At 45.5% G+C, this 25,833-nt stretch carries 26 protein-coding genes; 11 read left to right on the top strand and 15 right to left on the bottom strand.

What is annotated here, in order from left to right:
• Nucleotides 1-9: 9 nt before the first annotated feature.
• The 3 genes from D0C36_RS20000 to D0C36_RS19990 all read right to left on the bottom strand — a co-directional run bounded on the left by D0C36_RS20000 (nucleotide 10) and on the right by D0C36_RS19990 (nucleotide 3,489).
• Nucleotides 10-1,905 (bottom strand): DUF262 domain-containing protein, encoded by a 1,896-nt coding sequence (locus D0C36_RS20000; RefSeq protein ID WP_117393434.1) that lies wholly within the window; start codon nucleotides 1,903-1,905, stop codon nucleotides 10-12.
• 356 nt (nucleotides 1,906-2,261) lie between these two features.
• A complete protein-coding gene (locus D0C36_RS19995) occupies nucleotides 2,262-2,696 on the bottom strand; it encodes a hypothetical protein (RefSeq protein WP_117393432.1) in 435 nt (144 codons plus the stop codon).
• 286 nt (nucleotides 2,697-2,982) lie between these two features.
• On the bottom strand, nucleotides 2,983-3,489 hold the full coding sequence (locus D0C36_RS19990; RefSeq protein ID WP_117393431.1) for a helix-turn-helix transcriptional regulator: 507 nt from the start codon (nucleotides 3,487-3,489) through the stop codon (nucleotides 2,983-2,985).
• Between the two features lie 253 nt (nucleotides 3,490-3,742).
• Here D0C36_RS19990 and D0C36_RS19985 point away from each other — a divergent pair, with 253 nt between their 5' ends.
• Complete coding sequence (locus D0C36_RS19985) at nucleotides 3,743-3,925, top strand: histone H1 (protein ID WP_117393627.1); 183 nt, start codon at nucleotides 3,743-3,745, stop codon at nucleotides 3,923-3,925.
• A 108-nt stretch (nucleotides 3,926-4,033) separates the two neighbouring features.
• Here the strand turns inward: D0C36_RS19985 and D0C36_RS19980 are convergent, their stop codons facing one another.
• The 6 genes from D0C36_RS19980 to D0C36_RS19955 form a co-directional block, all read right to left on the bottom strand.
• On the bottom strand, nucleotides 4,034-4,522 hold the full coding sequence (locus D0C36_RS19980) for a hypothetical protein (RefSeq protein ID WP_117393430.1): 489 nt from the start codon (nucleotides 4,520-4,522) through the stop codon (nucleotides 4,034-4,036).
• Nucleotides 4,523-4,929: 407 nt separating this feature from the next.
• Nucleotides 4,930-5,655 carry a metallophosphoesterase family protein gene (locus D0C36_RS19975; protein WP_117393429.1) on the bottom strand — a complete coding sequence of 242 codons (726 nt, stop codon included), beginning with the start codon at nucleotides 5,653-5,655 and terminating at the stop codon, nucleotides 4,930-4,932.
• Nucleotides 5,656-5,737: 82 nt separating this feature from the next.
• The gene (locus D0C36_RS19970) at nucleotides 5,738-6,355 is read right to left on the bottom strand and encodes an SOS response-associated peptidase family protein (protein WP_117393428.1); all 618 of its coding nucleotides are present in this window, start codon (nucleotides 6,353-6,355) and stop codon (nucleotides 5,738-5,740) included.
• A gap of 142 nt (nucleotides 6,356-6,497) precedes the next feature.
• Nucleotides 6,498-6,929, bottom strand: coding sequence for a hypothetical protein (locus D0C36_RS19965; protein WP_117393426.1), 432 nt, complete (start codon nucleotides 6,927-6,929; stop codon nucleotides 6,498-6,500).
• A 3-nt stretch (nucleotides 6,930-6,932) separates the two neighbouring features.
• Nucleotides 6,933-8,186 carry a Y-family DNA polymerase gene (locus D0C36_RS19960; RefSeq protein WP_117393425.1) on the bottom strand — a complete coding sequence of 418 codons (1,254 nt, stop codon included), beginning with the start codon at nucleotides 8,184-8,186 and terminating at the stop codon, nucleotides 6,933-6,935.
• 112 nt (nucleotides 8,187-8,298) lie between these two features.
• A complete protein-coding gene (locus D0C36_RS19955) occupies nucleotides 8,299-8,604 on the bottom strand; it encodes a LexA family protein (protein WP_117393424.1) in 306 nt (101 codons plus the stop codon).
• Between the two features lie 100 nt (nucleotides 8,605-8,704).
• Between D0C36_RS19955 and D0C36_RS19950 the strand changes: the two genes are divergently transcribed.
• The 7 genes from D0C36_RS19950 to D0C36_RS19920 all read left to right on the top strand — a co-directional run bounded on the left by D0C36_RS19950 (nucleotide 8,705) and on the right by D0C36_RS19920 (nucleotide 13,287).
• Nucleotides 8,705-9,103 carry a hypothetical protein gene (locus D0C36_RS19950; RefSeq protein WP_117393423.1) on the top strand — a complete coding sequence of 133 codons (399 nt, stop codon included), beginning with the start codon at nucleotides 8,705-8,707 and terminating at the stop codon, nucleotides 9,101-9,103.
• A complete protein-coding gene (locus D0C36_RS19945) occupies nucleotides 9,051-9,638 on the top strand; it encodes an alpha-ketoglutarate-dependent dioxygenase AlkB family protein (RefSeq protein ID WP_117393422.1) in 588 nt (195 codons plus the stop codon). The genes D0C36_RS19950 and D0C36_RS19945 overlap by 53 nt, the downstream gene beginning before the upstream one ends.
• A gap of 13 nt (nucleotides 9,639-9,651) precedes the next feature.
• A complete protein-coding gene (locus D0C36_RS19940) occupies nucleotides 9,652-9,891 on the top strand; it encodes a hypothetical protein (RefSeq protein WP_117393421.1) in 240 nt (79 codons plus the stop codon).
• 5 nt (nucleotides 9,892-9,896) lie between these two features.
• A complete protein-coding gene (locus D0C36_RS19935) occupies nucleotides 9,897-10,997 on the top strand; it encodes a S1/P1 nuclease (RefSeq protein ID WP_117393420.1) in 1,101 nt (366 codons plus the stop codon).
• Entirely contained in the window at nucleotides 10,994-11,230 is a 237-nt protein-coding gene (locus tag D0C36_RS19930) for a hypothetical protein (RefSeq protein ID WP_117393418.1), read from the top strand. The genes D0C36_RS19935 and D0C36_RS19930 overlap by 4 nt, the downstream gene beginning before the upstream one ends.
• A gap of 244 nt (nucleotides 11,231-11,474) precedes the next feature.
• Nucleotides 11,475-12,410, top strand: a complete 936-nt coding sequence (locus D0C36_RS19925) for a rhodanese-like domain-containing protein (protein ID WP_117393417.1) — start codon at nucleotides 11,475-11,477, stop codon at nucleotides 12,408-12,410.
• Between the two features lie 130 nt (nucleotides 12,411-12,540).
• Nucleotides 12,541-13,287, top strand: coding sequence for an SDR family oxidoreductase (locus D0C36_RS19920; protein ID WP_117393416.1), 747 nt, complete (start codon nucleotides 12,541-12,543; stop codon nucleotides 13,285-13,287).
• A 67-nt stretch (nucleotides 13,288-13,354) separates the two neighbouring features.
• On the opposite strand, the gene D0C36_RS19915 is transcribed toward D0C36_RS19920, so the two are convergent.
• The 6 genes from D0C36_RS19915 to D0C36_RS19890 form a co-directional block, all read right to left on the bottom strand.
• A complete protein-coding gene (locus D0C36_RS19915) occupies nucleotides 13,355-14,830 on the bottom strand; it encodes an aminotransferase-like domain-containing protein (RefSeq protein ID WP_117393415.1) in 1,476 nt (491 codons plus the stop codon).
• 255 nt (nucleotides 14,831-15,085) lie between these two features.
• Nucleotides 15,086-16,255 (bottom strand): PepSY-associated TM helix domain-containing protein, encoded by a 1,170-nt coding sequence (locus D0C36_RS19910; protein WP_117393414.1) that lies wholly within the window; start codon nucleotides 16,253-16,255, stop codon nucleotides 15,086-15,088.
• Between the two features lie 10 nt (nucleotides 16,256-16,265).
• Nucleotides 16,266-18,752 carry a TonB-dependent siderophore receptor gene (locus D0C36_RS19905; RefSeq protein WP_117393413.1) on the bottom strand — a complete coding sequence of 829 codons (2,487 nt, stop codon included), beginning with the start codon at nucleotides 18,750-18,752 and terminating at the stop codon, nucleotides 16,266-16,268.
• 163 nt (nucleotides 18,753-18,915) lie between these two features.
• Nucleotides 18,916-19,950, bottom strand: coding sequence for an alpha/beta fold hydrolase (locus D0C36_RS19900; protein ID WP_117393411.1), 1,035 nt, complete (start codon nucleotides 19,948-19,950; stop codon nucleotides 18,916-18,918).
• 118 nt (nucleotides 19,951-20,068) lie between these two features.
• Nucleotides 20,069-20,848 carry an alpha/beta hydrolase gene (locus D0C36_RS19895; RefSeq protein WP_199502065.1) on the bottom strand — a complete coding sequence of 260 codons (780 nt, stop codon included), beginning with the start codon at nucleotides 20,846-20,848 and terminating at the stop codon, nucleotides 20,069-20,071.
• A 57-nt stretch (nucleotides 20,849-20,905) separates the two neighbouring features.
• On the bottom strand, nucleotides 20,906-22,384 hold the full coding sequence (locus D0C36_RS19890) for a catalase (RefSeq protein WP_117393410.1): 1,479 nt from the start codon (nucleotides 22,382-22,384) through the stop codon (nucleotides 20,906-20,908).
• 378 nt (nucleotides 22,385-22,762) lie between these two features.
• Here D0C36_RS19890 and D0C36_RS19885 point away from each other — a divergent pair, with 378 nt between their 5' ends.
• The 3 genes from D0C36_RS19885 (at nucleotide 22,763) to D0C36_RS19875 (ending at nucleotide 25,811) form a co-directional block, all read left to right on the top strand.
• Nucleotides 22,763-23,815, top strand: a complete 1,053-nt coding sequence (locus tag D0C36_RS19885; protein ID WP_117393409.1) for an alpha/beta hydrolase — start codon at nucleotides 22,763-22,765, stop codon at nucleotides 23,813-23,815.
• 120 nt (nucleotides 23,816-23,935) lie between these two features.
• The gene (locus D0C36_RS19880; protein WP_117393408.1) at nucleotides 23,936-24,829 is read left to right on the top strand and encodes a helix-turn-helix domain-containing protein; all 894 of its coding nucleotides are present in this window, start codon (nucleotides 23,936-23,938) and stop codon (nucleotides 24,827-24,829) included.
• Nucleotides 24,830-24,908: 79 nt separating this feature from the next.
• On the top strand, nucleotides 24,909-25,811 hold the full coding sequence (locus tag D0C36_RS19875; RefSeq protein WP_117393407.1) for an oxidoreductase: 903 nt from the start codon (nucleotides 24,909-24,911) through the stop codon (nucleotides 25,809-25,811).
• Nucleotides 25,812-25,833 lie beyond the last annotated feature (22 nt).

The raw sequence follows: 25,833 nt of genomic DNA, 5'->3' as shown, positions 1-25,833 counted from the left end.
GTAAATTCATCAGGGTTTATAATAATCGCTCAACATCTCTTCAATGGCCGCCTCATAATCTTTTCTGTCTTCTGCGCCCCAAAATTCCATCTGTATATCAGTGGTCGCTTGAGTGTAATATTTAAGGAATGCATTTTTTGTACATACAGGAATGAATGCAGATTCAAATTTTCCGTTAAGGGTCACCCCTCCTTTCCTGTCAGTGTCCAGAATCACCAGCCGCTTATCTAAAAAATGTTTATTCCCAATCGCGCTATTAGTTTTCAGATCCAGTAATGCGAGATTGGCAATTTTGTGAGTATTTAAATATTCAGCAAGCTCTTCTGATAATTCTGCCAGATTCTGCTTTTGAAGTGCTTTCAAGGTATCTTGCCCCAACCCATCAGCTAGACTGGTAAGCCTGTTCTGAAGAGCAGAATTCTGTTCAGTAGGTTCCTTGCGATCTAACAGGACATTTCTTAAAAGATTAAGACTATCTGTCACCCAAAGTTTAACCTGATACGCTGTGGTAAACAATTTAGTCTGTTGCGCGTGAATATGCTCAATGCTCCATCTTTGCTGTTTTAAGCGATAAAACGGAAATCTGAAATTCGCATCACTTCGCTGGTAGGTCTCTATGTTGAACAACTGCAATACTGCGAGAGTCTCAGCGGGTGAATCTCTATAATGCAAATTGGTTAAACCGTACGCAGATGGTTTTCCGTCGACTGACTTAAAACGGTCATGTATGATTTTCTTTAACTGTCCCTTAAAATACTCTTTTCCGTAACCCTTGCTGATTTCGACCAGTTGAGAAACTGTTTTAAACTGCTGAGAAATAATAAAACCCATGCGGTGATAGGTTTCCCTGTCATCGAACCATTCAGTTAACTGGTCAAAAAGTTCTTTAACTTTGCTCCAGTCCAATTTTCTTCCTGACTTTAGCTCATTTGCATACTGCCTGTAAGTGTAATAATCATCTCTTTTATTTTTGTCCCTCAGTTCCTTCTTTTTGATGATGTTAAAAAGAATATCGATGCGTGTCGGGAAATGTTCCTTGTCCGGATTCGGATGAATGAAATACCAGAACTCCGGATTTTGGAGTGCATTTTCAATTGTATTCCAATCATGTGCTATTGCATTCTGACGGAAGTCATTAACCTCTTTGTTCGAGATGTCTTTACAACTGATCAAAAACAGTGCTTTAATCAACTCAGCATTGGTTAACCGTATTTTTCCGCTGTTAATATTAAGAAAAACATTTTCCGGTGTTTCTTCAGAATAGATCTCATACCATATGAAATTGGTAAAATCCAGCAGGTTGGATCTGAACATCGCTAACTCTTCTGCGGATTTGCTGCTAAACCAGGTCCGGATTGTATTCCAAACCTGAAAAAAATGGTAATTGTCAACATTGTCAAACTCCGCACTTTGATTTAACAGATAGTCTGTCCACTGCGCATCCAAAGCATTAATTAATTTAGGAACATCCTTTATGAAATGATTTAGAACTTCGTAATGCTGGAGTTGATTAACCTGATTAATGAAAACCCCACTAGCCGGTCTTGTCCGGTAAAATATCTTGCAGAAATCAGGCGCTCCATTCAGATAGCTCATGATCATGAAGATGGTTGTCATCCGTTGTTGACCGTCGATCAGTTCATAAACTCTATTTGAACTAAAAGCAGGAAAAGCAAGATCAGTACTACCCGTGTCAAGTTCTTTTACAACAAGTGGCTGAAGACAGTAAATTCCTGAATCAGTATCGAACTCATTGATATCATTTAAAAGATCAAGTGCTTCTTGCGCCGTCCATTTATAACCTCTCTGATAACTGTTAACGAGAAAGGTCAGCCCTTTGAGTTCATTTACTGACCTAAGCCGAAAAGGAAGTTCATTATCATTTATTATTTCTTCGGAAATCATAAGGGGATAGTTAAATTGCGATTGAACCGGTTAAAGGCAGATAAAAATAAAAACAATAAGTAGATTGTAATGAGCGGATATAACTATTGTTATAGTTACTACGGAAACCCTCCGCCCATAATTTTAAGTTAACAGACCGCCGATAAACCTTCATGCAGCAGGGATTAAAAATTTGCAAAAAATTAAAAAGTGAAAGTTGCACCATATTTACTTTAGCCTTTGTGATATCACGAAGAGTGCCGGTAATGATTTTTTTTCGGATTAGAAAGGATTAAAAGTGCCAACAATTAGCGTTCCTGGTTTCTAATCCAAACGCGATAGCTCTGACGACCTGTAAAATTTATGCCTGCAGGTCGTTAGATAATTTCACTGGGCCGCCCGAATATTTCCCATCTGTCTTTGTAAACAGATAAACCCAACAGATGCTTGTAATCTAAATAAGCTCTTTTTCCTCCTGCTTTGGGCGTATCTTTGAACAAGCTAATCACTTCATTGCCGGTCAATACAAAAAACTCCGGCTTCCTTTCCGGATGGTCGACATGGAGGTTAACCAACACATAGTAGTGATTCGGGAATACCTTAGTTTTATCAATATTCCAGCAAATTGACTTGGTAGCTTGTATCGCTTTCACCTGAATAGCAAAAACTACGTTATCTTTTTGAATAAGAAGATCGACTGATTTAGTATTTCCGAAAGTTATGGTGACATTATAACCAAACCTTGAAAGTTCGCCTGCAACGTAAAACTCGCCTGCGATACCGGTTTGATTCTTTTCTAATTTGACTGACATGGTAAGGTTGAAAACATAAAACTAACAAACTATTCCGGTTTTACTAACTAATCAAAATAAATTCACAAGGCTGAGCATTCAATTTAGCAATTCGATGAGTATTTTTAATCAGTTTAATATTAACGACTCGTGCATCAAAGACTCCGGAGATACTAAATAAGTCTAACGGCCGAGGTATAAACTAAGTGCTGTCCCTCCTACCAAACGAAAGTGGATGAGTTCTTTCGACTGCATGAATTTTCTAAGTGCTTCAGACAATATTTCATCAACGGTGTTCCAGTACATCTTATTTTGTTAATTTATGTCCCGGAATCGAGAGTTGATTATCTTTAAAAATTGATTTACCGATAACCTCTTTGATTTTATCCTGCCCGTAAAAGCGTAAAACCGCTTCTTTTTCTTTTTCTCCGCCACGTTCAAAAACACGTCTTATAACGGTTTTATACTTTTTTTCCCAGTCTATCTTTTCAAAATCCGTATCCCAGAAAAGAGCTTTCGCTATATCCCCCAGATCAGGATAATTTCCGGCGTTAAGCTTCAACCTTGCCTTGTCAATCTCATAATAGGCCTGTAATAAAAACATTGTTCCTTCTTCTAATGCCAGAGCCCTGTCAATCTTAAGTGACTGTTCAGGGGTTAAAGCGCGACGACCCTTTGTTATTTCATTCAGGGTTTGCGGATAGACCTCAAGGGAAAGTGCAAAAGGGCCTTTCCTAAGATTCCGTTTCTGAAGTTCTCTTTCCAGTATAATTCCCGGATGAATGCCCTTATATTTTTCCAGCTTAGACTCCATACCTACAAAAATAAACAAATTTGGTTACATAAAAAAGATTACAATTATAGATCAACACACTAAAAACTAATTTGATTTCCGATTATTAATTTCTCTTAATTTATAACAAGAAATTATACATCTGTTCCATTTCTATATGTTTCGCAAAGTCAAAGGTATATATCATTCCCGTCCATGAGTTAATTCAGGAATTTATACGATTGTCTATATTTGCAAGTGCATCCCATTGATGCATAAGACCAATTTCAATAAAATGGAAAAATTAGCAGAATTAAAAGCGCTCGTTGAGACCGCAGAAAAAGAAGGCCAGGCTTTCTACGAAAAGAACAATAATGCGGCAGGTACCCGTTTCCGTAACGCCCTGCAGCAGATCAAAGCTTTGGCTACAGACCTTCGTAAGGATGTGACCGACAAAAAGAATGCGTCTAAGAAATAATTAACAGAAAATCTGTTTTGGGGAGCCTTGTCAATTGACAAGGCTTTTTTGTGCCCTATCTTTCCGGACTTATATACCGAAGGTTAGTGAACTGTGTTTGTACCGATCTCAGTCTTTAATGTCGTTTATTAACTGCCCGATCTGGTTGGTGACTTTTGACAGTTCAGCGAGATATTCGTACTGACCTGATGAGATCATCACTTTTTTCAATTCGTTTATCTTGTTTAAATGCCGGGATAAGGATTCCCTCAATTCAGCGAAAGTCTGCCCGTTCAGTTTCTTAAAAGCAGCATTAGAATTGTTTGTGTAAAGTTTATTCAGGTTATGATCATAGCTGTCGATAAATATGCCGTCTCTGACAATGAGCGTGTTTTCGATAATCCCGGTAATGATCTTGTTTTCTTTTGGTATCTCAGCTATTAACCGGCCGGATGCGGTCCGGGATTCTATTGAATTATTATCCGGGTTGTAAACGATATAGAAGTCAGTGCCATGTACCGCGACTGTTTTGTTTAAAGCCCGACTTTCAGCAGTAAGCTGTCCCTGCTCATCATAGATTTTGATAAATCCTGATTCAATGATTACTTTGGATATCATAATTTCTTGTTTAAGTTAAGAGATTTTAATTGTACCTGTCAGGTTTTAAACAGCTTTAAAAGACGGTTTTGCTCTATCGCGTAATGTATTGCCCTTAATATAGTCTCCTGAATATGTTGAAAAGCCCCTTAGTTAACGAATTGATTACACGATGAGTGATTCCAGAATGTCCTGATATTGATATCGTAGTATTAAGACAGATTAGTTGACCGGTAGCCGTCAGTGTCTGTCTTAGATCGACAAGTTGTTTGCCGTGAGAAAATCAATCTTAGATAATAGGCGAAATAACGTCCAACGCTTTATCTGACTTAATAAAATTCCTCAATAAACACTTTAATAGAATTAGTGCAAAAAGCAGCAGCTTTTCTCAAATAAATGACTCAAAGCTACTCTCAAGACGGCTTATATTATAAACCATTCTTTAGAAACTCAGCATAAAAATCAGGGATAGGGCTATGTTCAATTGCACTTATCGTTTCTCCGACCGGATAAGGTATCCGGATGATCTCAGGTATAATTTCATCCCCGATGGTCAAAATGAGATATGCAGCAAGTCCTTTGCTAACTTTTGATCTTCCTACAGACCCTGCGTTAACAACAAGGAAGGGCGTTTTTCTGATATAAGGCACATGGGTGTGCCCTGCGATCAGCACACCTGCTTTCTGCTCTTCCAACATCAGACGGATATCATCAGCCGGATGGTTTTCATAGATGTACTCGTCATTACTGCGGGGACTGCCGTGCACCAGTAAAATATCAGGAATATTCAGTCTGTTCTCAGATCTGAGAATGAGCTGACGCGGCAGACTGCCAAGGTAAGAGCGGTTATCAGGACTGATCGTTTCTTTGGTGAGCTGCAGGGCCAGTATACGGGCCTCGGTTTCATCCGGTCCATGCTTTTTTAACGGAACAATCGGAAGATCAAATGCAATCCGTTCATCATGGTTACCCATTATACAGGGTATTTCTCTTTGCCTTATCGCAGATATAACTTCATTGGGCCACGGCGCAAAATCCACCAGATCTCCTAAACAATAGATCTGGCTGATCTTCTTTCGGTCGATATCGTTTAGAACAGCTGTTAATGCAGGGAGGTTTCCATGAATATCACTGATGATTGCAATTTTAAGCATCTGCAAAATTAATAGCAGTAGAAGAACAACAATGGTAATTTTTATGACTTAACTGGTAATACCTAACTTATTTGCAACAGCGCTAAACATCGTTTTTATGGTTTTTATGGATTGTTATTTTGAGATTTTCCGGCGGACAGGGTTTTCTTCGCAATAACTCCACCCTTTCCCCGCCGCTCAGGTTGCTGTTAATCCAGTTTTTCACGTCACACCTTTCCAGAATTGCAGGCATACGGTCATGGACCTCTTTAATCGCAGTATTTGGCGGCACAGTGATCATAACGAAGGTAGGCAGCAGCATACTGCTTTTAATATCCATCCATATATCCCACAGACAGGCGATATAGAAAGGCTGCCCGTCGCTTCGCTCGATCTTATAGGTGATCTCCTGGCCGCGGTTGTATTCAAAGAATGCAGCGATACGAACGACACAATGTTTTCTTCCGACCAGATCACTCCAGGTGCTGACTAGCTGCAGCGACTCGACCCTTGCGTGTTTATTCTTACTGTGTATCTTGTCATCATCAATAGTCAGCAGGCCCCACCGGAACTGCTGGACCTTGTCGGGCATAGCATCCGTAACAACCGGCATCATTGAACCGGGATTCCCTTCAGCGTTACTTTTTGCAGAGTAACTGCCGCCGTCGCGTTTTATGATCTTAATATCCTTTTGTTCGCCTATTTCTACATGCCCACACATAATGCTAAAAATATTAGAATACAAAACTAATAAATTTAGCAAATATGAAAAATTATTAATTGGAATTTAATTTTACTAATTACATATCAGCGGGAAACTAAAGCTCTCCGGACTTACAGCGGGAACAAAGGCAGATCAGAGATCAGCTTTCGTACCTGTAATGCCAGTCAGTTTCCTTTTTGTTTAATATAACCGGTTTACCCGGATCCTGAACCGGCTCAATATAAAAGGTATGCCAGTGACTGACCTCCGAGATCATGTGGCGGACGGTAATGGTGATATTCAGTTCGGTTTTACCCGCTTTGCCAAGATTTTGCCGGATCACGACACAGCACTTGCGCACAAACTCTTCGATATGTATCTTCTTTTCTTCGGGCGGATAGAATACAGTTTTATAGTATTTGGATTCAAAGCGGCGCAGGTCGATCGACAGGCCGCGCTGCGGGTCGAACTCGAAAAGATGTTCCAGATCTGACTGCGTGATCTTGTGCAGCAGCCTGGGATTGTTCCATACCCATTCCATCAATGCTTTTTTAAGCAGTTCATAAGTTCTGCCCGCTGAATATTGATTCATCTTTTAATTGGTCGTGATGATATGCTTCCAGTCAGTAGTGTACTGCTTACTCAGAAATTCCTGCTTCATGGCCCATTTACGCTCAAAACTGTCAGCAGCTAACCTTAGGGTACCGCGTCCGTAGCGGCTGTTCATTTCGTCCATGAGTTCGGAGAGTTTTTGCTCGCGGCTGTGCTCATAGGTATTGAACATATTGAACTGCACTTCGCCTTCCGGGATGATCCCTGTTGCACGGACCCCTGCCTTCAGATAATTGTAGCCTGGCTGAAAGATAGCCCTCACTGCCTGCACAGCGACGAGCGTCAGCTGGTGCGTGCTGTTCGCGGCAAAGGAGATTTTCACGGTCAAACTCGGGTAATGCTGGTCATGTTTTACATTATGTTTATTGGTGCGCAGGTAAATCGTCAGCTGCATAGCCATACTTTTCTGCTGACGGAGCTTGAGGGCAACGGTCGCGGCATGCATGGCAATAGCTTCTTCTAAAGGCGCCAGTTCGGTTTGGTAACTGTTAAAGCTTTGGCTGCTTTCGATGCCTTTGGAGCGATCTGCGACATCCCTGATCACGTTACAAGGTTTGCCCCAGAGTTCCTGGTGCAGGCGCCAGCCCTGGACAGTCATCTCCTGCCGGACAAAGTCGGCTTTAAGTTCGCGGAAATCGTGAGCGGTCCGGATGCCATATGTTTTCAGCTTTTCATAATAAGCATGACCAATTCCCCATACATCTTCTACAGGGAAGTTTTCGACAGCCTCCGCGATCCTGGTTTCGGTATCGAGTACCAGCCACGGCAGGCCCGCTTTTTTAGCAGCCTTGTTGGCCAGTTTGGCCAGAGCCATGGTCGGGCCGATCCCTACCGTGATGGGCAGCCCTGTGAACTTCATCACATTTTCGCTGATCGTTTTGGCGAGCTTCTCCAGATCGATCCCGAGCATATCAGCCAGGGCCAGGAAAGCTTCATCAATACTGTAAACCATCAGTTTATAAGTATACCGTGCTAAATTATTCATCAGTCTCGCACTCATGCTTGCATATAGTGCATAGTTACTGCTGAAAACAGCGGCCCCGCATTCTGCTAACAGTCTGCGGACCATGAATTCGGCATCCGCCATCCTGATCCCTTTTGCCTTTGCCTCATTGCTGCGGGATATCACACAGCCATCGTTGTTTGAAAGGATTACAACTACTTTACCGATCAACGAAGGATCGAACAGGCACTCGCAATTTACATAGCAGTTATTGATATCAACATGCGCATACACGACCGTACCTCCCTGTTCTGTGTTGTGGCTGTAATACGGGGTTGAGCGTCAGCATGACCACACCCCAGCAGGTCCAGTCCTGGCTGTCCTCAATGGTGATGCTGTCGCATGCCTAGTCGGCCTTAAGCATAAGTTTGCCGTTTTGTGGCTGGTATTCCCTTGTGTAGAATCCCCCTTCATGATAAAAAACGACAATACTGCCGGGAACGGGTGATAAGGTACGGTCAATAACGAGGATATGATCTTTGAGGATACAATGCCCTTTCAGCGCGTCGCTGCCCATGCGCATGAAAAAAGTGTTGTCCGGATCCATAATGGTGATCTCGGTGATATCCAGCTCGGGTTCTTCGTGCGTGACCATCGGCAGACGAAAGCCCAGCACATCTCTTTTTTCACGTTGTCGTTTTTGTCTCAGCATCTCGGTGATCTCTTTTTAAACGGGACATCAAAATTATGATTTGGGTTTTGCAATTGCTAATATTTTTAGCATAAATTTGTAAACACAAAATTTGACGGCAATGGGATACCAAGTAATAAAGGAAAACGGGCTAACGGTGATTTGCGACCAGTCCTCGGATCTTCGGGTCAGCGTGAATGAGAAAAATACGCTCCGGAATCTGGCGGGACGGCCGTACCTGATGGTTACAGAATATGAGATCAAAGGCGGGTTTGTGCCCAAAAAACTGTATGTATTCGAAGCCCTTGGGGAAACCGGGCTCGAAACATTTAAGGCTGCCGCTGACTTTTATTTCAGTATCCTCCTGGATACTGAATTGTATGTAAAGGAAATACCGCCTGACTCTTCGTTCTTCGGCGAAGAGGCATCACGCTTATATGGTAAAATTTATATAAAAAAGGAAGCTGATGGAACAACTGGCGCTATTCGCACCGGCCGGACAGACGAAAGGGTTGCCTGAGCACTTGCTGGACTACCGTGCGGGACTGATCCCGGCCGTTGAAAGCGATCGCTTACTGAAACATTTTATTGATACTGTTCCCTGGAAGCAGACAACGCAGAAACTATGGAAAAAGACCTACCAGACTCCGCGCCTGACCTGTTGGTTTGGCCATACGGACAGGATCGCGGGCACGCTGCCCTGGACCGATGAACTGCTGACCGTCCGTGCATTGGTCGAACCGCTTTCAGGCATACGGTTTAACAGCGTACTGCTGAACTATTACCGGGACGGTAATGATTCGGTGGCCTGGCACAGCGACAAGGAGAGCATCATGGGCAGCCAACCAGTTATCGCTTCGGTCAGCTTTGGCGAGGTCCGGAGTTTTGACATCCGTAACAAGGCTGATCATAACGAAAAATACTCGGTCCGGCTGGAGCATGGTTCTTTTTTATTAATGAAATCGGGGCTGCAGGAAAGCTGGGAGCATCGGATCGCAAAGTCTGTAAAACCGATGAAACCCAGAATAAATTTAACCTTCCGGATGGTAATTTAGTATTTTCGCGGCGATGACTCTGCTGGAATTTAACGACCTGGATCTGCAGGAAAAAGCCGAAGCGGTTTGGCGCGGGACCTTTTTAGCTGACCGTGAAGCGGATGGCCTTATCGTCCAGCTTCACCGTCTTTCGGGGTTTTATGCGGAAGTGTTTTATGACGCTGCTTCTAATAAGATAAACGACATCCGTTCGTTTACATCGAACAGCTATCTGGCCCCTTATGTGGCGCTTATAAAATTAAAGATACAATAAAGACAATGAAGAAAGTTTTCCTTTATGCCGCGGTGTTGAGCGGCGCATTAGGTTTGATCTCCTGGGGTTTCAAAGGGCACCGCGCCATTGCCACCATAGCGCAGAAACATTTGACGAGCAATACAGCTTATGTGGTATCAGCTTATCTGAACGGGCAGGCGATGTCGGATGTGGCAACATGGGCTGACGAGAACCGTAACCCGAAAACGGCTGGCTGGCATTACCTGAACCTGCCCCTGGGTTTGAGCCACGAGGCTTTTGTTTCTGCGGTTTCACAGAGCGATAACAACGTTTATACAGCGATCCTGAAAACAGAAGCGGGTTTAAAAGACAAGAACTTATCTGCTGAGGCTAAAAACGAAGCCCTGAAATACCTTATCCATCTGGTTGGTGACGCGCACCAGCCGATGCATGTAAGCCGTAAAGAGGATAAAGGGGGCAATACGATACAGGTTCGTTTTGACAATAAAGGCACGAACCTTCACAGTCTATGGGACAGCAAGCTGATCGATCATGAAAGGCTTAGCGAACAGGAAATTGCGAAGAACTATGATGTGGCGACTTTAACACAGATAAAACAATGGCAGGCAGACAGCCCGATGGAGTGGCTTTGGGAAAGTTACCAGATCAGCAGTGAACTTTATGGATCGGCTAAACCGGGTCAGACCATCAGCGACGCATATTATCAGAAACACATACAGGTCACCCGCAGGCGTATCGACCAGGCAGGTATCCGCCTGGCAGGCGAATTAAACAAATTGTTCAATTCCGCATCTGCTCCTGCAGTGGTAAGCAGCCCTACAGCTTCGGCTCAAAGTGCTGCTGATGTTTCCGTGATCAAACTCGAGGATATCAAAAATGCTACCGGGAAAACAGTTACAGTAAGCGGCAAAGTATTCAGCTCAAAAGATATCGGCAGCATGGTACTGGTGAACCTGGGTGCGGCGTATCCGAATCAGCTGTTAACTATCGCGCTGAAAGGCAGAGCTAAAGAACTGGGGAAACAGCTTGACGATAAAACGATCACGGTAACTGGTGAAGTGATAGATTATAAAGGAAAGCCTGAGATCATCGTGAACGATACAGCCAACTTAAAAATCAAATGAACGAAGCTTTTGTTATTAATGTTACCTGGCAGGGCCATGAAAAAGAATATAAGGCGAGGTTTGAACGGTGGGGTTACACTCATCGCATATCAGTGCTGATCGATGAAACTGTTGTGATCTTTGAGCCGGATGAAGCAGGAGACTACAAGGCATTGAGTTTCGATAACAAAGCTGAGATATCTTTAGAATTACTGCGGGCGCTCTCCGTCAGGATCGCCCAACTGAGCACTTAGTCTGATGTTTTTTTTCAGCCCGCACAGCAGCGGGCATGGACAGGTAAACTTGGGCTTCAGTCGGGATGGCACGGAACTTTGGTTCTGCTTATTCTGATCTAAATTGACAAATGTCAAAAAGTTACTTTGGCGACAGGGCTAAATTTGTATACGGAATTCTTAATCAGCAGACTTATGTAAAATTAAGATCCTTCATTGAACAAGACCCGCAAATAAACTAATTTCACCCTGCATTTTGTGAAAGATGGATACATTGATCGAACTGGTACATGCTTATGGATTGTGGATGATATTCGTCATCACGCTGCTGCAAAGCTTAGGGCTTCCGCTTCCTGCTTTCGCGATTCTGATGGTAACAGCTGCTTTTACGCCGCTGACCCTTACTGATATAGTTGCGCTCATATTTACAGGGTCGGCCGGCTCGCTGATCGGCGACTATATTTTATATTCAGCAGGAAAGCGATACGGTACCCGGATCCTTGGCAGGCTTTGCAAAATCTCCATATCACCGGATTCCTGTGTAAGTGGCAGCGGTGACCTGTTTGAACGGTTCGGATCACCTGCCCTGACCTTAGCGAAATTTATTCCCGGCCTGTCTACCATCGCTCCCGTGGTGGCAGGGGTTTACAAAATGCGGCTCAGTGTGTTCGGGATCTTTTCATTTATCGCTGCTGTCGTTTATCTCGGCAGTGCAGTTTCTTTAGGGGCATTTTTCAGGCATGAAATCAGCAGCATAATTGCAGCGCTTTCCGACTATGGAAAAATAGGTGGTCTGATCATCACAGCTGCCTTCGGCTTATATCTTTTGGCAAAATGGATAAAGCGAAAGCGCCTTATCAGGCAGTTTAACATCGACCGTGTGACGGTCAGTGACTTATATGAACTGATACAGGCGCAGTCCGGTCCGGTCATACTTGATGCGCGTCCGGCAGACCAGCGAACCCGGAATGGCTTTATTCCCGGTTCGATACTGATCGGTGATAATAACCTCAACGAAATAGCTGAACGGTTTCAGCGTAATCACGAAGTGATCATTTATTGCTCATGTCCAAACGAAATAACCGCTGCCCGATATGCTGAAAAGCTAAGAAAGGTTGGTTTGAAACGTATAAGGCCGCTGTTAGGGGGAATCGATGAATGGGCGAAATCAGGCGGAAGGGTTATGTTCGATCATATTTAGCCAACAGGACGATAAGGTTAGTCCTGATCTGGACTGGCTTTCATATGAGTCCTGGATGACCACGGGATGTCTTGAATGATGTTACTTTGCTCAGGCTATTAAAAATTATAGCTGACTTAAATAATTAATTATGAAAATCTTAGTAATCGGAGGCACAGGACTCATTGGTAAAACAGTTTGTTATAAATTAAATAAAGCAGGTCATGAAGTTGTGGTTGGCGCACGTTCGGCAGGCGTCGATGTTTTAACAGGAGAGGGATTAGCACAGGCTTTGGAAGGAACAGAGGTCGTGATCGACCTGTCAAATTCCGCTTCTCCTGATGATGAGACCGCTCTGAATTTTTTCCGAACAGCCGGCAAAAATATTGCAAGCGCTGAGAAGCTGGCGGGCGTCAAGCATCACCTGATTCTATCAATAGTAGGCACCGACCGTGCACAATACATAGGTTATCTCCGCGCCAAGAAAGACCAGGAAGATAATATTATCAATTCAGGCATTCCTTACACGATTATTCGTGCTACGCAGTTTCATGAACATATCGATACAATAATCTCCGTACAAGGTGAAGGTGATAAAGTATTCGTTTCGACGGTCGATTATCAACCGATAGCTGCCGAGGATGTAACAAATTATGTTGTGCAATTCGCGCTGGGTGAGCCAAAGCAGAAAATCGTAGAGATTGCAGGTCCTGAAAAGGCCCCAATGACAGACTTTGTAACTAAGTATCTGGAAACAACGGGCATCGAAAAAACAGTCGTTCCTAATGATGATGACAAATACATGTTTTTCGAAATTCCAAAGTCTTGCCTGGTTCCCACAGGCGACTTTTATAAAGGAGAAATGGATTTTGATACTTGGATAGAGAAAAACAAATAATCTTATTCTATCAGTCAAAAGGCCGGCATTATTTGCCGGCCTTTTTTCATACCGTCATATGCCAAAACTACAAGGAATCTTTTAACGTCTGCATAAATTGAGCTATTTCAGACGGGTTCAATGACGCAAAGCCTAACCGAACACCGTTTATACGGGAATTGTATGGGTAGATGCTGCCATCGCTTAAAAATGCCCCTTTTCCCGCCATTCTCTCTGCCAGTAGCGTGACAGAATATTCTTTCGGAAAAACTGCCCAAACTGCCATTCCCCCTTTTGGTCTCTCAAAGTTTACGACGTCAGACGCTGCGATCTGCAAAGCGTCACAGAACAGGTCCCTTCTGTGTTTATATAATTCAACAGAACGCCGCAAGTGTTTTTGCATCTCACCCGAATTGAAGAGATGAGCAATCGACTCTTCGAATAAAACGTCTCCCCTGATGTCTACGATTTGCTTAAGTTTGGCAGCCTGCCATATAAAATCACTGCTCCCGACGAGGTATCCCAAACGAACGGTTGGTGATAAGGTTTTTGATATTGAACCAATATATAATACATAACCACCATGAGCAGCACTTGCTAAAGGTAATATAGGGCTATTGTCATAGTGGAAATCATAATCATAGTCATCCTCGATAACCGGAAGCTTATATCTCCTGATGATATCCAGCAATTTTATTCTTCTTTCTCCACTGAGTGTCACCGTGGTAGGGTGGTGATGATGAGGAATCAGATACAATAGGTCCGGCTTCTGTGTACGGCAGATTTCTTCAATGGCATCGACATCGATCCCATCATCGTCGATTCTGACCTTGATCAGCTTAGCACCAAGTTCTTCGAACAATCTGTTTGCCAAAATATAGTTAAGGTCGCCTACTACGACTGTACTTCCTGGTCGTAAAATCATTCTGGCGGCAATAAAGATCGCTAATTGTGCACCCTGGGTGATCAGGATATTGTCAGGACCTATATCCAGTGCCCTTGTTTTTGAAATAAAATCGGCAAGCTCTTTCCTGAGAAAAGAATTTCCCGCGGCTTGTTCAGTTAAAAGCGTACCGTGCAAATATGTTCTGCGTATCAGAGTTTTGTAACGATTAAATATCATATCGAAGGGTGCGATCCTTTGATCAGGATATCCGTCATTTATCAGCAGCTGGTACGCCTTTAGTTCACGTGATCCTTTAGGGGGTTCAGAGAAGCGATGATAAAAGTAGTGTTCTGTTTCCGGAAAAGACTTTTCGGTTTCTTCTTTCTGAAAAGGCTTTGGTTTGACCACTGGCAGCTTGTTGGACACGAATATGCCTTTTCTTTCAATCACTTCCAGCCAACCCTGGATTTTTAATTCTTCATAAGCCGCAACAATTGTTGTCCGGTTTAACTCCAGCATAAGTGCCATAGCTCTGGACGACGGAAGTTGATACCCTGGCTTTAATTTGGAATTTCTGATCAGATTGGTAAGTGCGTCGGCCAATTGACGGTAGACAGGTGTGGCGGATTTTTTATCGATGTAGAGCAGGCTGCTGAAAGGTAGTGTTTGGACTGCCATGATATTTGAGACTAAATAACGAGGATCTGTAAAACATGAGTTAATTTACGAAAAAACTAATTTATTCTTTCAAATCATGAATCATCAAAAAATATCTCAGGTGTTGCTATACACCTGAGATATCGCTGAGTCATCAATGGCGCACATCTACAATTTCGATGGTATCAGGTGCAATACATTTGACACTCATCAATTTGCTGAAGTTGATGTAAAAACCCGCAACTGGTATTTACTTCGATCTTTCTTTCATGAACTTTAATTCAAGCTTTTATCAAGTCGTCGTTGTCTGACAGAATGCGCCCCTCTACCTTTTCTGAGTTGTATCGATTTTTTTTTGCCTAAATAAATAAACAACCCGGTCACCGGCAGGGAAGCACTGATCAATCCAGCCAGAAACATGATGATTTGACCGCTTAATCCTGCGATCTGCCCGACGTGAATATCATAGTTCATTCCTAACAGGACTAAGCCCGTACTTTTCTTTGTGTTAGGTAATTCCTTCAGGATTTTACCTGTGTACTGATCGATGGAATAAGTATCGCTGTAGCTGAAATGAAGTACCCGAGGATAACAGGTGTAAGATATCGGAGATTTTGGTAATACTCCAGGAGAGATCAGCATCATTTCGGTTTTCGGCGATCTTTTACGAGCATACAGGAAGCCGGCATCAATGGGCTGTATAACCACGATATTCTGTACTTTGGTTGTAGTGTCCGATGTATATTTCTTCAGTTCCTTTTTGTATTCCTGACCTCCGTTAGCTACCCAATAGATACTTTTGCTCAACCAGTCATATGACATGGAAAGTCCGCTGAATGCAAGAAGGAAACTAATGCTGAAAACATAAAATCCGATTACACTATGCAAGTCATAATTGACCCTGCGCCACCTGGTCTTCCATTTGATGGTCAGGCTTCGCTTCCGATCAAACTTTCGACGGGGCCACCACAAAACCAATCCGGTGATCATTATGATCATAAATATGATGGTCGACGCGCCGACAATCGTTTTTCCTATCGCCGGCGGAAAAAAACAGTAAAAATGTATGCTCTTTACCGTATTGAAGAAATTGTGCTTAAAATCCGGATCGTCATGGACCAGGCGGCCCGTGTAAGGATCGATAAACAATGAATGCTGTACTTTACCCGTGTTAATCCGTACCTGTGCGGTACGGTCAGGGGTGTAATAATTCACTAAGCTCACCTTGCCGTCGGGATATCTTTCTTTAGCGATCGTAATGAGTCGGGACGGCAGCAGTACATCCCCGCTCCCGCGGGTAACCTTTCTATAGGAAAACAGGGCATCCTGTATCTGATCCTGGAAGGAATAGACACAGCCTGAGATACTGACAATAAACACCACCAGCCCGGACAGGAACCCGAGCCAGCGATGTAAGAATAAAACCGTTTTTTTAAACGAAGACATGCTGAATATATTAAAATCTGAAACTGATATTGGCTACGATCTCTCTCAGCATCTGCGGGTTCATTGTTCCGCTGCCGACCCAGTAACGTTTATTGCCGACGTTATTTATTTTTAAGCCCACACGATATTTCACCTGGTCATAAAAAACCGCTGCATTATAGACGGTGTAGGAAGGCAAAATGAACTGTCCGTAAGTATTGCTGTTGATCGCGTAAACGTTACCGGCATAATTACCGCCCGCACCAAAACCAAGGCCTTTCACCAGGCCGTTACTGAACCGGTAACTCATCCAAAGATTAGCGGTACGTTCCGGGCCTGCATTTGTCGGGCGGAGCCCGGTCTGGGCCGTTGTGGTTTTCGTATATACACTGTAATTATAACCATAGCCGCCGATAATGTTAAGACCCGGAAAAGGGTTGGCAACAGCTTCTATCTCCACGCCTTCACTGACCTGTGTACCGTTCTGTATTGACAAAGCAGGATTGGCCTCATAAGGGCGTACAATATCTGTTACCTTAATATGGTAATAACTCAAAGTACCGCTTATTCTGCCGCCAAGCAGGTCATATTTCACACCACCCTCTGCCTGGTTGGAATGCTCGGGTTTGAACGGCTTGCTTTCGAAGTCCGTACCTGTTTTGTTGGTAAATCCCGACTGGTAGTTACCGAATACCGATACATGCTCAGGTATCACCTGGTAAACCAGGCCGAATTTCGGAGCGAGGGCCGTTTGCCTGTAACCGTCAGACACCACGTTGGTTGAATTATTCAGGATGCCTTTATTGTCGAACCGGTCAACACGCAGACTGATCAATGCTAAAAAATTGTCAGTGATATTGAAAACGTCGGAAGCATAGGCGCTGTACGTGTAAGAATCATTTTTTGTGGTCAGTACGGTACCTGCGGGACGGTTGGCATATGCAGAATCTACTTTACTTTCGTTAAAATTATAGTAAGCATTACCGGGGTTCGTCAGGCTAACGAAGTCAAACAGATCGTTGATCCGGGTAGCCGGTGTTTTGGATGTCACATAAGCAAAGCGGTTAAAGTTGATGTTCGTGCGGGCGTGAAAATAATCGAGCCCGACGGTCAGCCGGTTGCGGAACTTACCTATTTTAAAATCCCCCGTTACGTTCTCCTGCAGTTCAGCATTCAGGTCTGTCCCGTTAGGTGACCATACCATCCGCTCCAGGTAAAGCGGACCTGTATAGGAATTAACGCCGGTCAGCGTTCTGACACTGCTGCCAGGTATGATATAGAAATAAGGTGCAGGACCTTTCGAAGTACTGCTGGTCACGCTGAAATTCGTCTGTGATTTCCAGCGGGAATTAAATGTATAGTTCATCTGCCCGAAAACATTGGTATTCTGGCCTGTTTTCATAACATCGTTGTTCGAGAATGTGCTTCTATAATTGACCGGGATCTGATCTGCACGGTTTGCACCGAATGCGCTGACGTTGACGGTCGGATACAGGTAAAAATACTGGCTGCCCCCGCTCTGCAGCGTATTGAATTCGGCATCAATGCTGAAGTTAAGACGGTCATTTACCCTGTAGGATAAGGTTGGTGCCAGGAAAAAGCTCTTACGGTAACCGTTATCGCTGAAACTATTCTGATAATTGTAGGCAGTATTTACCCGAAAAAGCACATTTCCCGCACTATCCAGAGGCGTGTTGTAGTCGGCACTGATACGGTTGAGGCCATAACTCCCGCCGTAATAGGAAACCTCACCAGCAGCTGCTTTGAATGGCTTTTTTGTCACGCGATTGATCAGTCCCCCGTATGAGGTCAGCGTATTGCCGAATAAGGTAGCGGAGGGACCTTTGATCACTTCGATCGCTTCCACATTTACCGCATCTGCAATGGTCGTGATATTTCCGGCCAGTCCGTTACGCAGTCTTGCCTGGGTAGAAAAACCGCGAAGCACAAAATTGGTCGCACCTGATCCGGCCCTTCCGGTAGCATCGAACAGCTTGGTCACACCCGGTGCATTACGCAGGGCATCGTCCAGGTTATTGATCTGCTGATCCCGCAGGAGCTCTTTACTGATGCTCGTATACACCTGCGGGTTCTCCAGATTACTCAGCGGTATTTTGGCAACATAATCACTTCCCTTACGCGTGAATTTGTTAGTTCTTCCGGAGCTGATGGTCACTTCCTGCAGCGCACGGTTACTGATATCCAGTCTGACAGGGTCCAGTTGGGTGGTTTTTCCGGCCGTGATCTCAGCTGCCAGTTGTATTGGAGTTGCGCCTGTCTGGGATATCAGCAGGATATAAGCTCCGGGCTCAAGTTTCAATTCGAAGTTACCGTGGTCATCTGTTGCTGTACCTGCCGCCCGCCCTTTAACGGTAACAGAAACATTATCGGCATCTTTTCCTTCGGAGGTAAGCACTCTTCCCCTGACAGTTCCTTTATTGCCCTGGGCACAGACAGAAGAAACACACAACAAAAAAAAGAATAGGCAGACGTACTGATTTTGTAGAAGTTTAATCATTTTTATTTAGACTAATTATAATTTATAACAATGCCTGCGCACATGAAAAACCATGCCAGGTAATTAGATACTTGACAATCAGCATTTATTCCTTTAAACTCCAGCAGAAAGACGATATATCGTTTGATAACATTGTTCACAGACGAAATATCGCCTGCAAGGTTTACTGCGCCATCATATAGGCGTCAGACACAGCCTGTGCGAAAGCTTCCGGCGCTTCCGATGGCAGATTGTGACCAATTCCGCCAAGGACAGTCCGGTGCATATATTTTCCGGTAAACTTCTTGGCGTAGATTTCCGGATCCGGATGAGGCGCAGCATTGTTATCTCCTTCGATAGTTATAGCGGGAACGCTGATCGCCGGGAAATCCTTCAGTCTTTTTTCCAGACCGGCGTACCGGCGCTCTCCTTTGGCTGCCCCTATCCTCCACCGGTAATTATGGATCACGATACTGACATGATCTTTATTTTCAAATGACCGGGCTGAAAGACTAAAACTACTGTCGCTGAATTTCCACCGGGGTGAGGCATTTTGCCAGATCAGCTTCGCCATGGCTTCGCGGTTAGCCCCGTAACCAGCCTTCCCCCTTTCCGTAGCAAAATAAAACTGGTACCACCATGCCTGCTCGGCTCCGGGGAGCAGCGGCTTTCTTCCTGTTTCCTGGCTGCCGATGAGATAGCCGCTGACAGAGACGAGGGCAATACAGCGTTCCGGCCACAGTGCGGCCACGATATCAGCCGTTCGCGCTCCCCAGTCAAAGCCTCCGATAACGGCTTTACGGATATGCAGAGCATTCATGAGTTCGATCACGTCGACCGCCAGCGCTGACTGCTGCCCGTTTCTGAATGTCCTGTCTGAAAGAAAGACAGTGGAGCCGAAGCCGCGGAGGTACGGGATGATCACCCTGAAACCTTTTCGGGCCAGTATCGGTGCGACAGCGGAAAAACTATGGATATCGTAAGGCCAGCCGTGGAGAAGAATAACTGCCGGCCCGTCAGACGGCCCTGACTCGGCATAACCCACACTGAGTACGCCGGCATTGATCTGCCGTAACCTTCCAAGTGCTTTGACAACCTCGCCGGAACTGCCTGACAATTCCTGTCCGAGGACAGTCAGCCGGGTTCCTGTCAGGACGCACCATAGTGAAACGGCGAATAAAAATATTTTGGGAAAAGGAAAGATCTTTACTGCGGACATCTTGCTGAAATAATATGATTAAGAAAATACCGGGCCGGTCATGGTTCTTACTCAGAACAATGATGCCCCGTTAAACAGACCGGCCGGACACTGTAAACTGCAGGTCCGGCCGGGATCTTTATTTTCCGCCTGCGGCCCTGATGATCAGCGCTGCAACGACGTCAGGATGGGATGCGAATATCAGGTGACTTCCCTTCGCTTCTATGGTCTTCGTATTTGCACGCTTGTACATATTCCTTTCTACGTCGGGATTAATACTCTTGTCTTCCGTAGCGACAATACCATAGCTGGGTTTCGTACGCCATGCCGCATCGGTCAGTGCGGTCGCAAAGCTTTCTCCCAGAATAGGCTGCTGCGAAGCAAACAGGAAATCAGTCTCCGCTTTGCTCAGATCAGCCGCAAAACCAGCCCGGAATTTGCTTTTATCGTAATAGACAAAACCCTGTTCATCCGGCGGTAAGATTCCGTTCTCCGGAGCCGCGGGAAGTGAGGTCGCCCATTTAAGCGTATTCTCTCCTTTATCAGGCTGATAAGCGGCAACATACACCAGCGCTGCGACCTTTTCATGCATACCGGCCTCGGTAATGACCACGCCCCCCCAGGAATGGCCGACAAGGATCACCGGCCCGTCCTGCTTATCAAGTATTCTTTTCGTCGCGTCCACGTCGTTCTTCAGCCCGGTCAGCGGATTCTGAACGATCGTCACATTGTAGCCCTTCGCACTCAGAATATCGAAGACACCGCGCCAGCCGGAGCCGTCGGCGAAAGCACCATGGACGATAACAATGTTCTTAACAGGCGCAGTTTGTGCCGCCAACGGGTTTGCAGCAGCAAAAAGGGTTAGCAAAAGCACCAGGACGAACATGCCCGGTCTCATTAGTTTTTCAGAGATTTTCATAGCGGTATTTATATTTGATGATGAACGTTTATAAGCCCGGTCAGTACCGGAAAAATTTCAGTGATGTAAGGCCCCCGAGAGGTCGATATTTAATTTCTCGCTTATCCTGCTGCCGAGATCGAGATCTGCCCGGAAAAAATGGCAAAGCTGACGGTTGATGATCTCCTCGCGTTTCGGCCCCGTGATACCAGACATGGCATCCGAAATATTGCTGACCAGTGCTTCTTTTCCTTTGGGGTCAAGTACATTCCTGTAAAAGATACCGGGCTGGCTGAAATGATCGTCTTCACCGGGTGCATTACGGTCGAACCAGTCCAGGGTCTGTACATGCGTATGCTCAGCAGGTCTTTTATAGGTCATGTCCTGATGAATGGTATCGAAACTGTTCGGGTAATAGTTGGGTTTGTCCCCGCCGTTCCCGTCTGTACGCATCTGCCCGTCCCTGTGATAATTGGCGACCATGAACGGACAGCGGTTAACGGGAATATGATTAAAATTGATACCGAGGCGGTAGCGCTGGGCATCAGGATAAGCGAGGATCCTGCCCTGTAGCATTTTGTCCGGTGAAAAGCCGATGCCGTCCACGATATTGGAAGGCGAAAAAGCTGCCTGTTCCACATCTGCAAAATAATTGGCCGGATTCTCATTCAGCTCGATCGTTCCGGCTTCAATAAGCGGAAAATCAGCCTGGCTCCAGGTCTTGGTGAGGTCAAAGGGATTATACGTATGCTCATCTGCCTGTTTCGCTGTCATCACCTGTATATACAGCTGCCATCGCGGGAAATCCTTTTCGGCGATGGCCGTTAACAGGTCACGCTGTGCAAAATCGGGGTCGCTCCCCTTTAGTTCACCGGCATCCTGTGCACTCAGATTTTTGATACCCTGCATCGTTTTAAAATGGAACTTTACGAAAACAACCTCGTTTGAGGCATTGATCATGGAGTAGGTATGGCTGCCGAAGCCATGCATATGACGGTATCCGTAAGGTGTTCCCCTCTCGCTCATCAGAAACAGGACCTGGTGGAGAGATTCCGGGTTAAGGCTGAAAAAGTCCCAGGTCATCGTGGGATTTTTACAGTTGGAAAAAGGGTCACGTTTCTGGGTATGGATAAAATCCGGGAATTTCTTCGGATCCTTCAAAAAGAAGATTGGTGTATTGTTGCCGACGATATCCCAGTTCCCGTCTTCGGTATAGAACTTTACAGCAAATCCCCGCGGGTCCCGCTCCGTGTCCGCGCTCCCGCGCTCACCCCCGACCGTCGAAAACCTGATAAACAGACGGGTCTCTTTCCCTGTCGTATTGAACAGTTTCGCTTTGGTATACCGGCTGATATCACTGGTCACCGTAAAGATCCCGTATGCACCGGAACCCTTGGCATGGACCACCCTCTCCGGAATACGTTCCCTGTTAAAATGGGCAAGTTTTTCATGCAGGATAAAATCCTGGAGCAGAAGCGGCCCTCTCGGCCCGATGCTTTGCGTGTCTTCGTGACCGGCATACGGTATGCCTGATGCTGTAGTCAGTTTTTCATTCATCGTTGTAGCAATTGATTGCCAAAGGCATAACAACGAACATACCATCACTTCAAACAACTGTATATCAATCGTTTAATATTTAAAAGAAACGATATATCCTACTTTATATCGCTAATCGTTCGGGGTTTCACGAAATAACACCGCCCAAGGGATCTACCTTATAATCAGCTGTTAAGTCCTTTTATCGCGCTTTGTCGATTCTTCGCCACATCATCGCCAAAAAGCGAAATGCAGTGCGCAGGAAAACCACAATACAAATACAATTAATTGAATATAAGATACTTAATAAAATGGCATGAGTTTAGGAATTATGCACAGGTCCAATTAGCCGCCTGAATTATGTGAAGAATTATTGTAAATAATTAATTGATCACCATTATGAAAATTTTGAAATTCAAAAAGAGTCTCGCGGCCGCTGCCGCATTGTTGTTCCTGCATGTTCATGCCTTTGCGCAGGAAAGGCCCTATCCCGGTGAAGAAGACCCGCTGGTATTGAAGGAGATCCGCCCTTTCCTTAAAGCGCTGAACTCGGGCGGAGGAAAACCGATCGAACAACTGAGCCCGCCGGAGGCCCGTGATGTGCTCACAGGTGCCCAGAATTCCGTTAAATTTGATTATTCGACTGTAGACGAAACGGAAAAAACGATCAGCCGGAACGGCATGAGTGTCAAGCTTCATATCATGAAGCCGAAAGGCATTAAAGCCAATGCTCCTGTTTTTATATTTATACACGGCGGCGGATGGGTACTGGGTGATTACCCTACCCACAGACGGCTCGTACGTGACCTGGTAACAGGAAGCGGGGCGGTCGCCGTTTTCCCGGACTATTCAAGGTCGCCGGAGGCTAAATACCCTACCGCTATCAATGAGATCTATGCCGCAACGGAATGGGTCGCACAGCATGGGGCTGAGATCGGCGTAAACGGTAAAAACCTTGCCGTTGTCGGTAACAGCGTCGGTGGTAATATGACAGGCGTCATTGCACTGATGGCTAAAGACAAAAAAGGCCCGAAAATACAGCTGCAGGTCATGCTCTGGCCGGTGACCGACGCCAATTTTGACACAGAATCCTATAATCTTTACGCTAACGGCCGCTTCCTGTCAAAGAAAATGATGCAGTGGTTCTGGGAAAGCTACCTGCCTGAAACGGAAAAAAGAAAAGAAATTTATGCATCACCCTTGCAGGCCACTGTCGAGCAGCTGAAAGGCCTGCCGCCGGCGCTGGTACAGACAGCTGAGAATGATGTCCTTCGTGATGAAGGGGAAGCTTACGCCCGCAAGCTTAATGAAGCTGCTGTGCCGGTAACCCTGACAAGATACGGTGGCTTGATCCATGACTACGGACTCCTGAATCCCATCGCGGATGTGCCGGCCATAAAGGTCGCGATCCAGCAGGCCGCTGCCACGATAAAAGCCGCTCTGTATAAATAAACAACCGTTCCCGGGGCTGCCTATCCGGGCAGCCCTTTCAAGGTTTTTATTTAAAAAGTTAAATGATCCGTTTTAGTATTTTTACCGCACCCGGATGTACGGTGCATAAACCCGGCAAACATGGTCAAAGTACTTAAGCTTAATTCTTTTTACGACAGCATTCAGGCCGGCCACGGTAGCGAAAGGTATGAACCTGCACATTTTAATATCGTTCGCATCGAAGACATGCTGCTGACTTCGGAAGCTCCTCTGAACTACAGCAGGCGTTCTTACTATAAGGTCAGCCTGGTTAAAGGCAGCAGTAAAATACACTATCCGGGGCACAGTATCGGCATCAGCCGGGCTGCACTGGTATTTACCAACCCCGTCATGCCTTATTCCTGGGAGCGGAACAGTGAAAAACAGGAAGGCTACGTCTGCATCTTTACAGAAGATTTCCTCCCCGGCATCCGCTTACAGGACCTGCCCGCGTTCAGATCCGCAGAAAATACGGTTATTGAACTTGAGCAGGAGAATTTCGGAAAGTTTGAAACGCTCATCCTTCGTATGGATGATGAACGCTGCAGTGATTATCAGTACCGTTCCGAGCTGATCTGCTGCCTGCTTACAGAACTAATATTCGAAGCACAGAAAATGCTGAGCGCCCCCGCCGGCCCACAAGCATCCAACGCATCCGAAAGGCTCACGGCGGCTTTCCTGCGCATGCTGGAAACAGAACTGAATATGGATATCAGTTACCGGAAACCCCGTCTTCTCTCCCCCGCCGATTATGCCGGAAAACTGGCGGTTCATACTAATTATCTGAATAAGGCTTTAAAAGAGGTGACCGGTCAAACCACCACAGAGCTGATCAATGCCCGTATACTCCGTGAAGCCACCGTTCTTTTAAAGAACAGTAAGCTGATGGTGAGCGAGATCGCCTGGGCAATGGGGTTCAGTCACCCGAACCATTTCTCTTCCTTCATAAAGAAACATACCGGTTCAAATCCGAAAGCGTTCAGGATCTCCAAATGATTGGATCGCGTAGCTTTTGATTTGCCGCAGTTATTTTTATCTTCAAACGATACCCGAATTTTGTCTTAAAATTAAAATTATGTGGACAGCTAACGATATGCCTGACCAGTCAGGCAAAACCGCCCTGATTACAGGTGCCAATTCCGGTATCGGTTTTGAAACAGCCCTCGCCCTGTACCAGGCAGGGGCACACGTGATCCTCGCGGGCCGCAACAGGGAAAGCATTGAAAACGCGGTGGACCGCATTCTATCTGCCGGAGGAAAGGGCAGACTTGACAGCATTATCTTTTCCCTGTCTTCGTTAAGGGAGGTAAAGAATGCTGCAGAAGGGATCAGCACAAAGACCGGTAAACTCGATATACTCATTAACAATGCCGGCGTGATGACCCCGCCCGCAGGAAAAACCGAGGACGGCTTTGAACAGCAGTTCGGCATAAACTTCCTTGCCCATTTCGTGCTGACAGCGCAGTTGCTTCCCATCCTGAGGAAAGCTCCGGGATCAAGAGTGGTCACCGTTAGTAGCGGGGCCCATCAGTTTGCCGGATCAGTCGACCTGGATAATGTCCGTATGGAAAAAGACTATGATGCCGGCAGGGAGTATGCGATCAGCAAGCTTGCCGACCTGCAGTTCATGCTCGGCCTGCAGCAGAGAATTGAAAAGTCAGGGCTTGATATCCTGTCTGTAGGGGCCCATCCCGGAGTTACGGCGTCTGATCTTTCCCGCCATATGGCTAAAGCAGATTATGACGCAGCTTTGGAACAGCTCGGGGAACTGATGCCTGCGTGGCAGGGGGCATTACCATCGCTTTATGCCGCAACTGCAAAAACTGTAAAAGGAGGCGGATATTACGGTCCTGACGGGGAACGTGAGCTGAGAGGCTATCCGGCACCCGCTGTCATGAGCGAACCGGCAAAAGATATAGCGCTTATCAATAAGCTTTGGAAATTTGCCGAGGAAGCGACAGGGACGCTTTTGTTGTAAACAGAATATCCTGATCCTGATT

Origin of the sequence: Mucilaginibacter conchicola, assembly GCF_003432115.1 — a bacterium.
GTDB classification, from domain to species: Bacteria; Bacteroidota; Bacteroidia; order Sphingobacteriales; family Sphingobacteriaceae; genus Mucilaginibacter; species Mucilaginibacter conchicola.
The sequence above is the reverse complement of the archived record's forward strand: the minus strand, read 5'-3'. Positions and strand labels throughout refer to the sequence as shown.

Coding starts and splice junctions, on each gene's coding strand:
- D0C36_RS20000 (WP_117393434.1), bottom strand. CDS start 1,905: ATGATTTCCGAAGAAATAATAAATGATAATGAACTTCCTTTTCGGCTT.
- D0C36_RS19995 (WP_117393432.1), bottom strand. CDS start 2,696: ATGTCAGTCAAATTAGAAAAGAATCAAACCGGTATCGCAGGCGAGTTT.
- D0C36_RS19990 (WP_117393431.1), bottom strand. CDS start 3,489: ATGGAGTCTAAGCTGGAAAAATATAAGGGCATTCATCCGGGAATTATA.
- D0C36_RS19985 (WP_117393627.1), top strand. CDS start 3,743: ATGGAAAAATTAGCAGAATTAAAAGCGCTCGTTGAGACCGCAGAAAAA.
- D0C36_RS19980 (WP_117393430.1), bottom strand. CDS start 4,522: ATGATATCCAAAGTAATCATTGAATCAGGATTTATCAAAATCTATGAT.
- D0C36_RS19975 (WP_117393429.1), bottom strand. CDS start 5,655: ATGCTTAAAATTGCAATCATCAGTGATATTCATGGAAACCTCCCTGCA.
- D0C36_RS19970 (WP_117393428.1), bottom strand. CDS start 6,355: ATGTGTGGGCATGTAGAAATAGGCGAACAAAAGGATATTAAGATCATA.
- D0C36_RS19965 (WP_117393426.1), bottom strand. CDS start 6,929: ATGAATCAATATTCAGCGGGCAGAACTTATGAACTGCTTAAAAAAGCA.
- D0C36_RS19955 (WP_117393424.1), bottom strand. CDS start 8,604: ATGCTGAGACAAAAACGACAACGTGAAAAAAGAGATGTGCTGGGCTTT.
- D0C36_RS19950 (WP_117393423.1), top strand. CDS start 8,705: ATGGGATACCAAGTAATAAAGGAAAACGGGCTAACGGTGATTTGCGAC.
- D0C36_RS19945 (WP_117393422.1), top strand. CDS start 9,051: ATGGAACAACTGGCGCTATTCGCACCGGCCGGACAGACGAAAGGGTTG.
- D0C36_RS19940 (WP_117393421.1), top strand. CDS start 9,652: ATGACTCTGCTGGAATTTAACGACCTGGATCTGCAGGAAAAAGCCGAA.
- D0C36_RS19935 (WP_117393420.1), top strand. CDS start 9,897: ATGAAGAAAGTTTTCCTTTATGCCGCGGTGTTGAGCGGCGCATTAGGT.
- D0C36_RS19930 (WP_117393418.1), top strand. CDS start 10,994: ATGAACGAAGCTTTTGTTATTAATGTTACCTGGCAGGGCCATGAAAAA.
- D0C36_RS19925 (WP_117393417.1), top strand. CDS start 11,475: ATGGATACATTGATCGAACTGGTACATGCTTATGGATTGTGGATGATA.
- D0C36_RS19920 (WP_117393416.1), top strand. CDS start 12,541: ATGAAAATCTTAGTAATCGGAGGCACAGGACTCATTGGTAAAACAGTT.
- D0C36_RS19915 (WP_117393415.1), bottom strand. CDS start 14,830: ATGGCAGTCCAAACACTACCTTTCAGCAGCCTGCTCTACATCGATAAA.
- D0C36_RS19910 (WP_117393414.1), bottom strand. CDS start 16,255: ATGTCTTCGTTTAAAAAAACGGTTTTATTCTTACATCGCTGGCTCGGG.
- D0C36_RS19905 (WP_117393413.1), bottom strand. CDS start 18,752: ATGATTAAACTTCTACAAAATCAGTACGTCTGCCTATTCTTTTTTTTG.
- D0C36_RS19900 (WP_117393411.1), bottom strand. CDS start 19,950: ATGTCCGCAGTAAAGATCTTTCCTTTTCCCAAAATATTTTTATTCGCC.
- D0C36_RS19895 (WP_199502065.1), bottom strand. CDS start 20,848: ATGAAAATCTCTGAAAAACTAATGAGACCGGGCATGTTCGTCCTGGTG.
- D0C36_RS19890 (WP_117393410.1), bottom strand. CDS start 22,384: ATGAATGAAAAACTGACTACAGCATCAGGCATACCGTATGCCGGTCAC.
- D0C36_RS19885 (WP_117393409.1), top strand. CDS start 22,763: ATGAAAATTTTGAAATTCAAAAAGAGTCTCGCGGCCGCTGCCGCATTG.
- D0C36_RS19880 (WP_117393408.1), top strand. CDS start 23,936: ATGGTCAAAGTACTTAAGCTTAATTCTTTTTACGACAGCATTCAGGCC.
- D0C36_RS19875 (WP_117393407.1), top strand. CDS start 24,909: ATGTGGACAGCTAACGATATGCCTGACCAGTCAGGCAAAACCGCCCTG.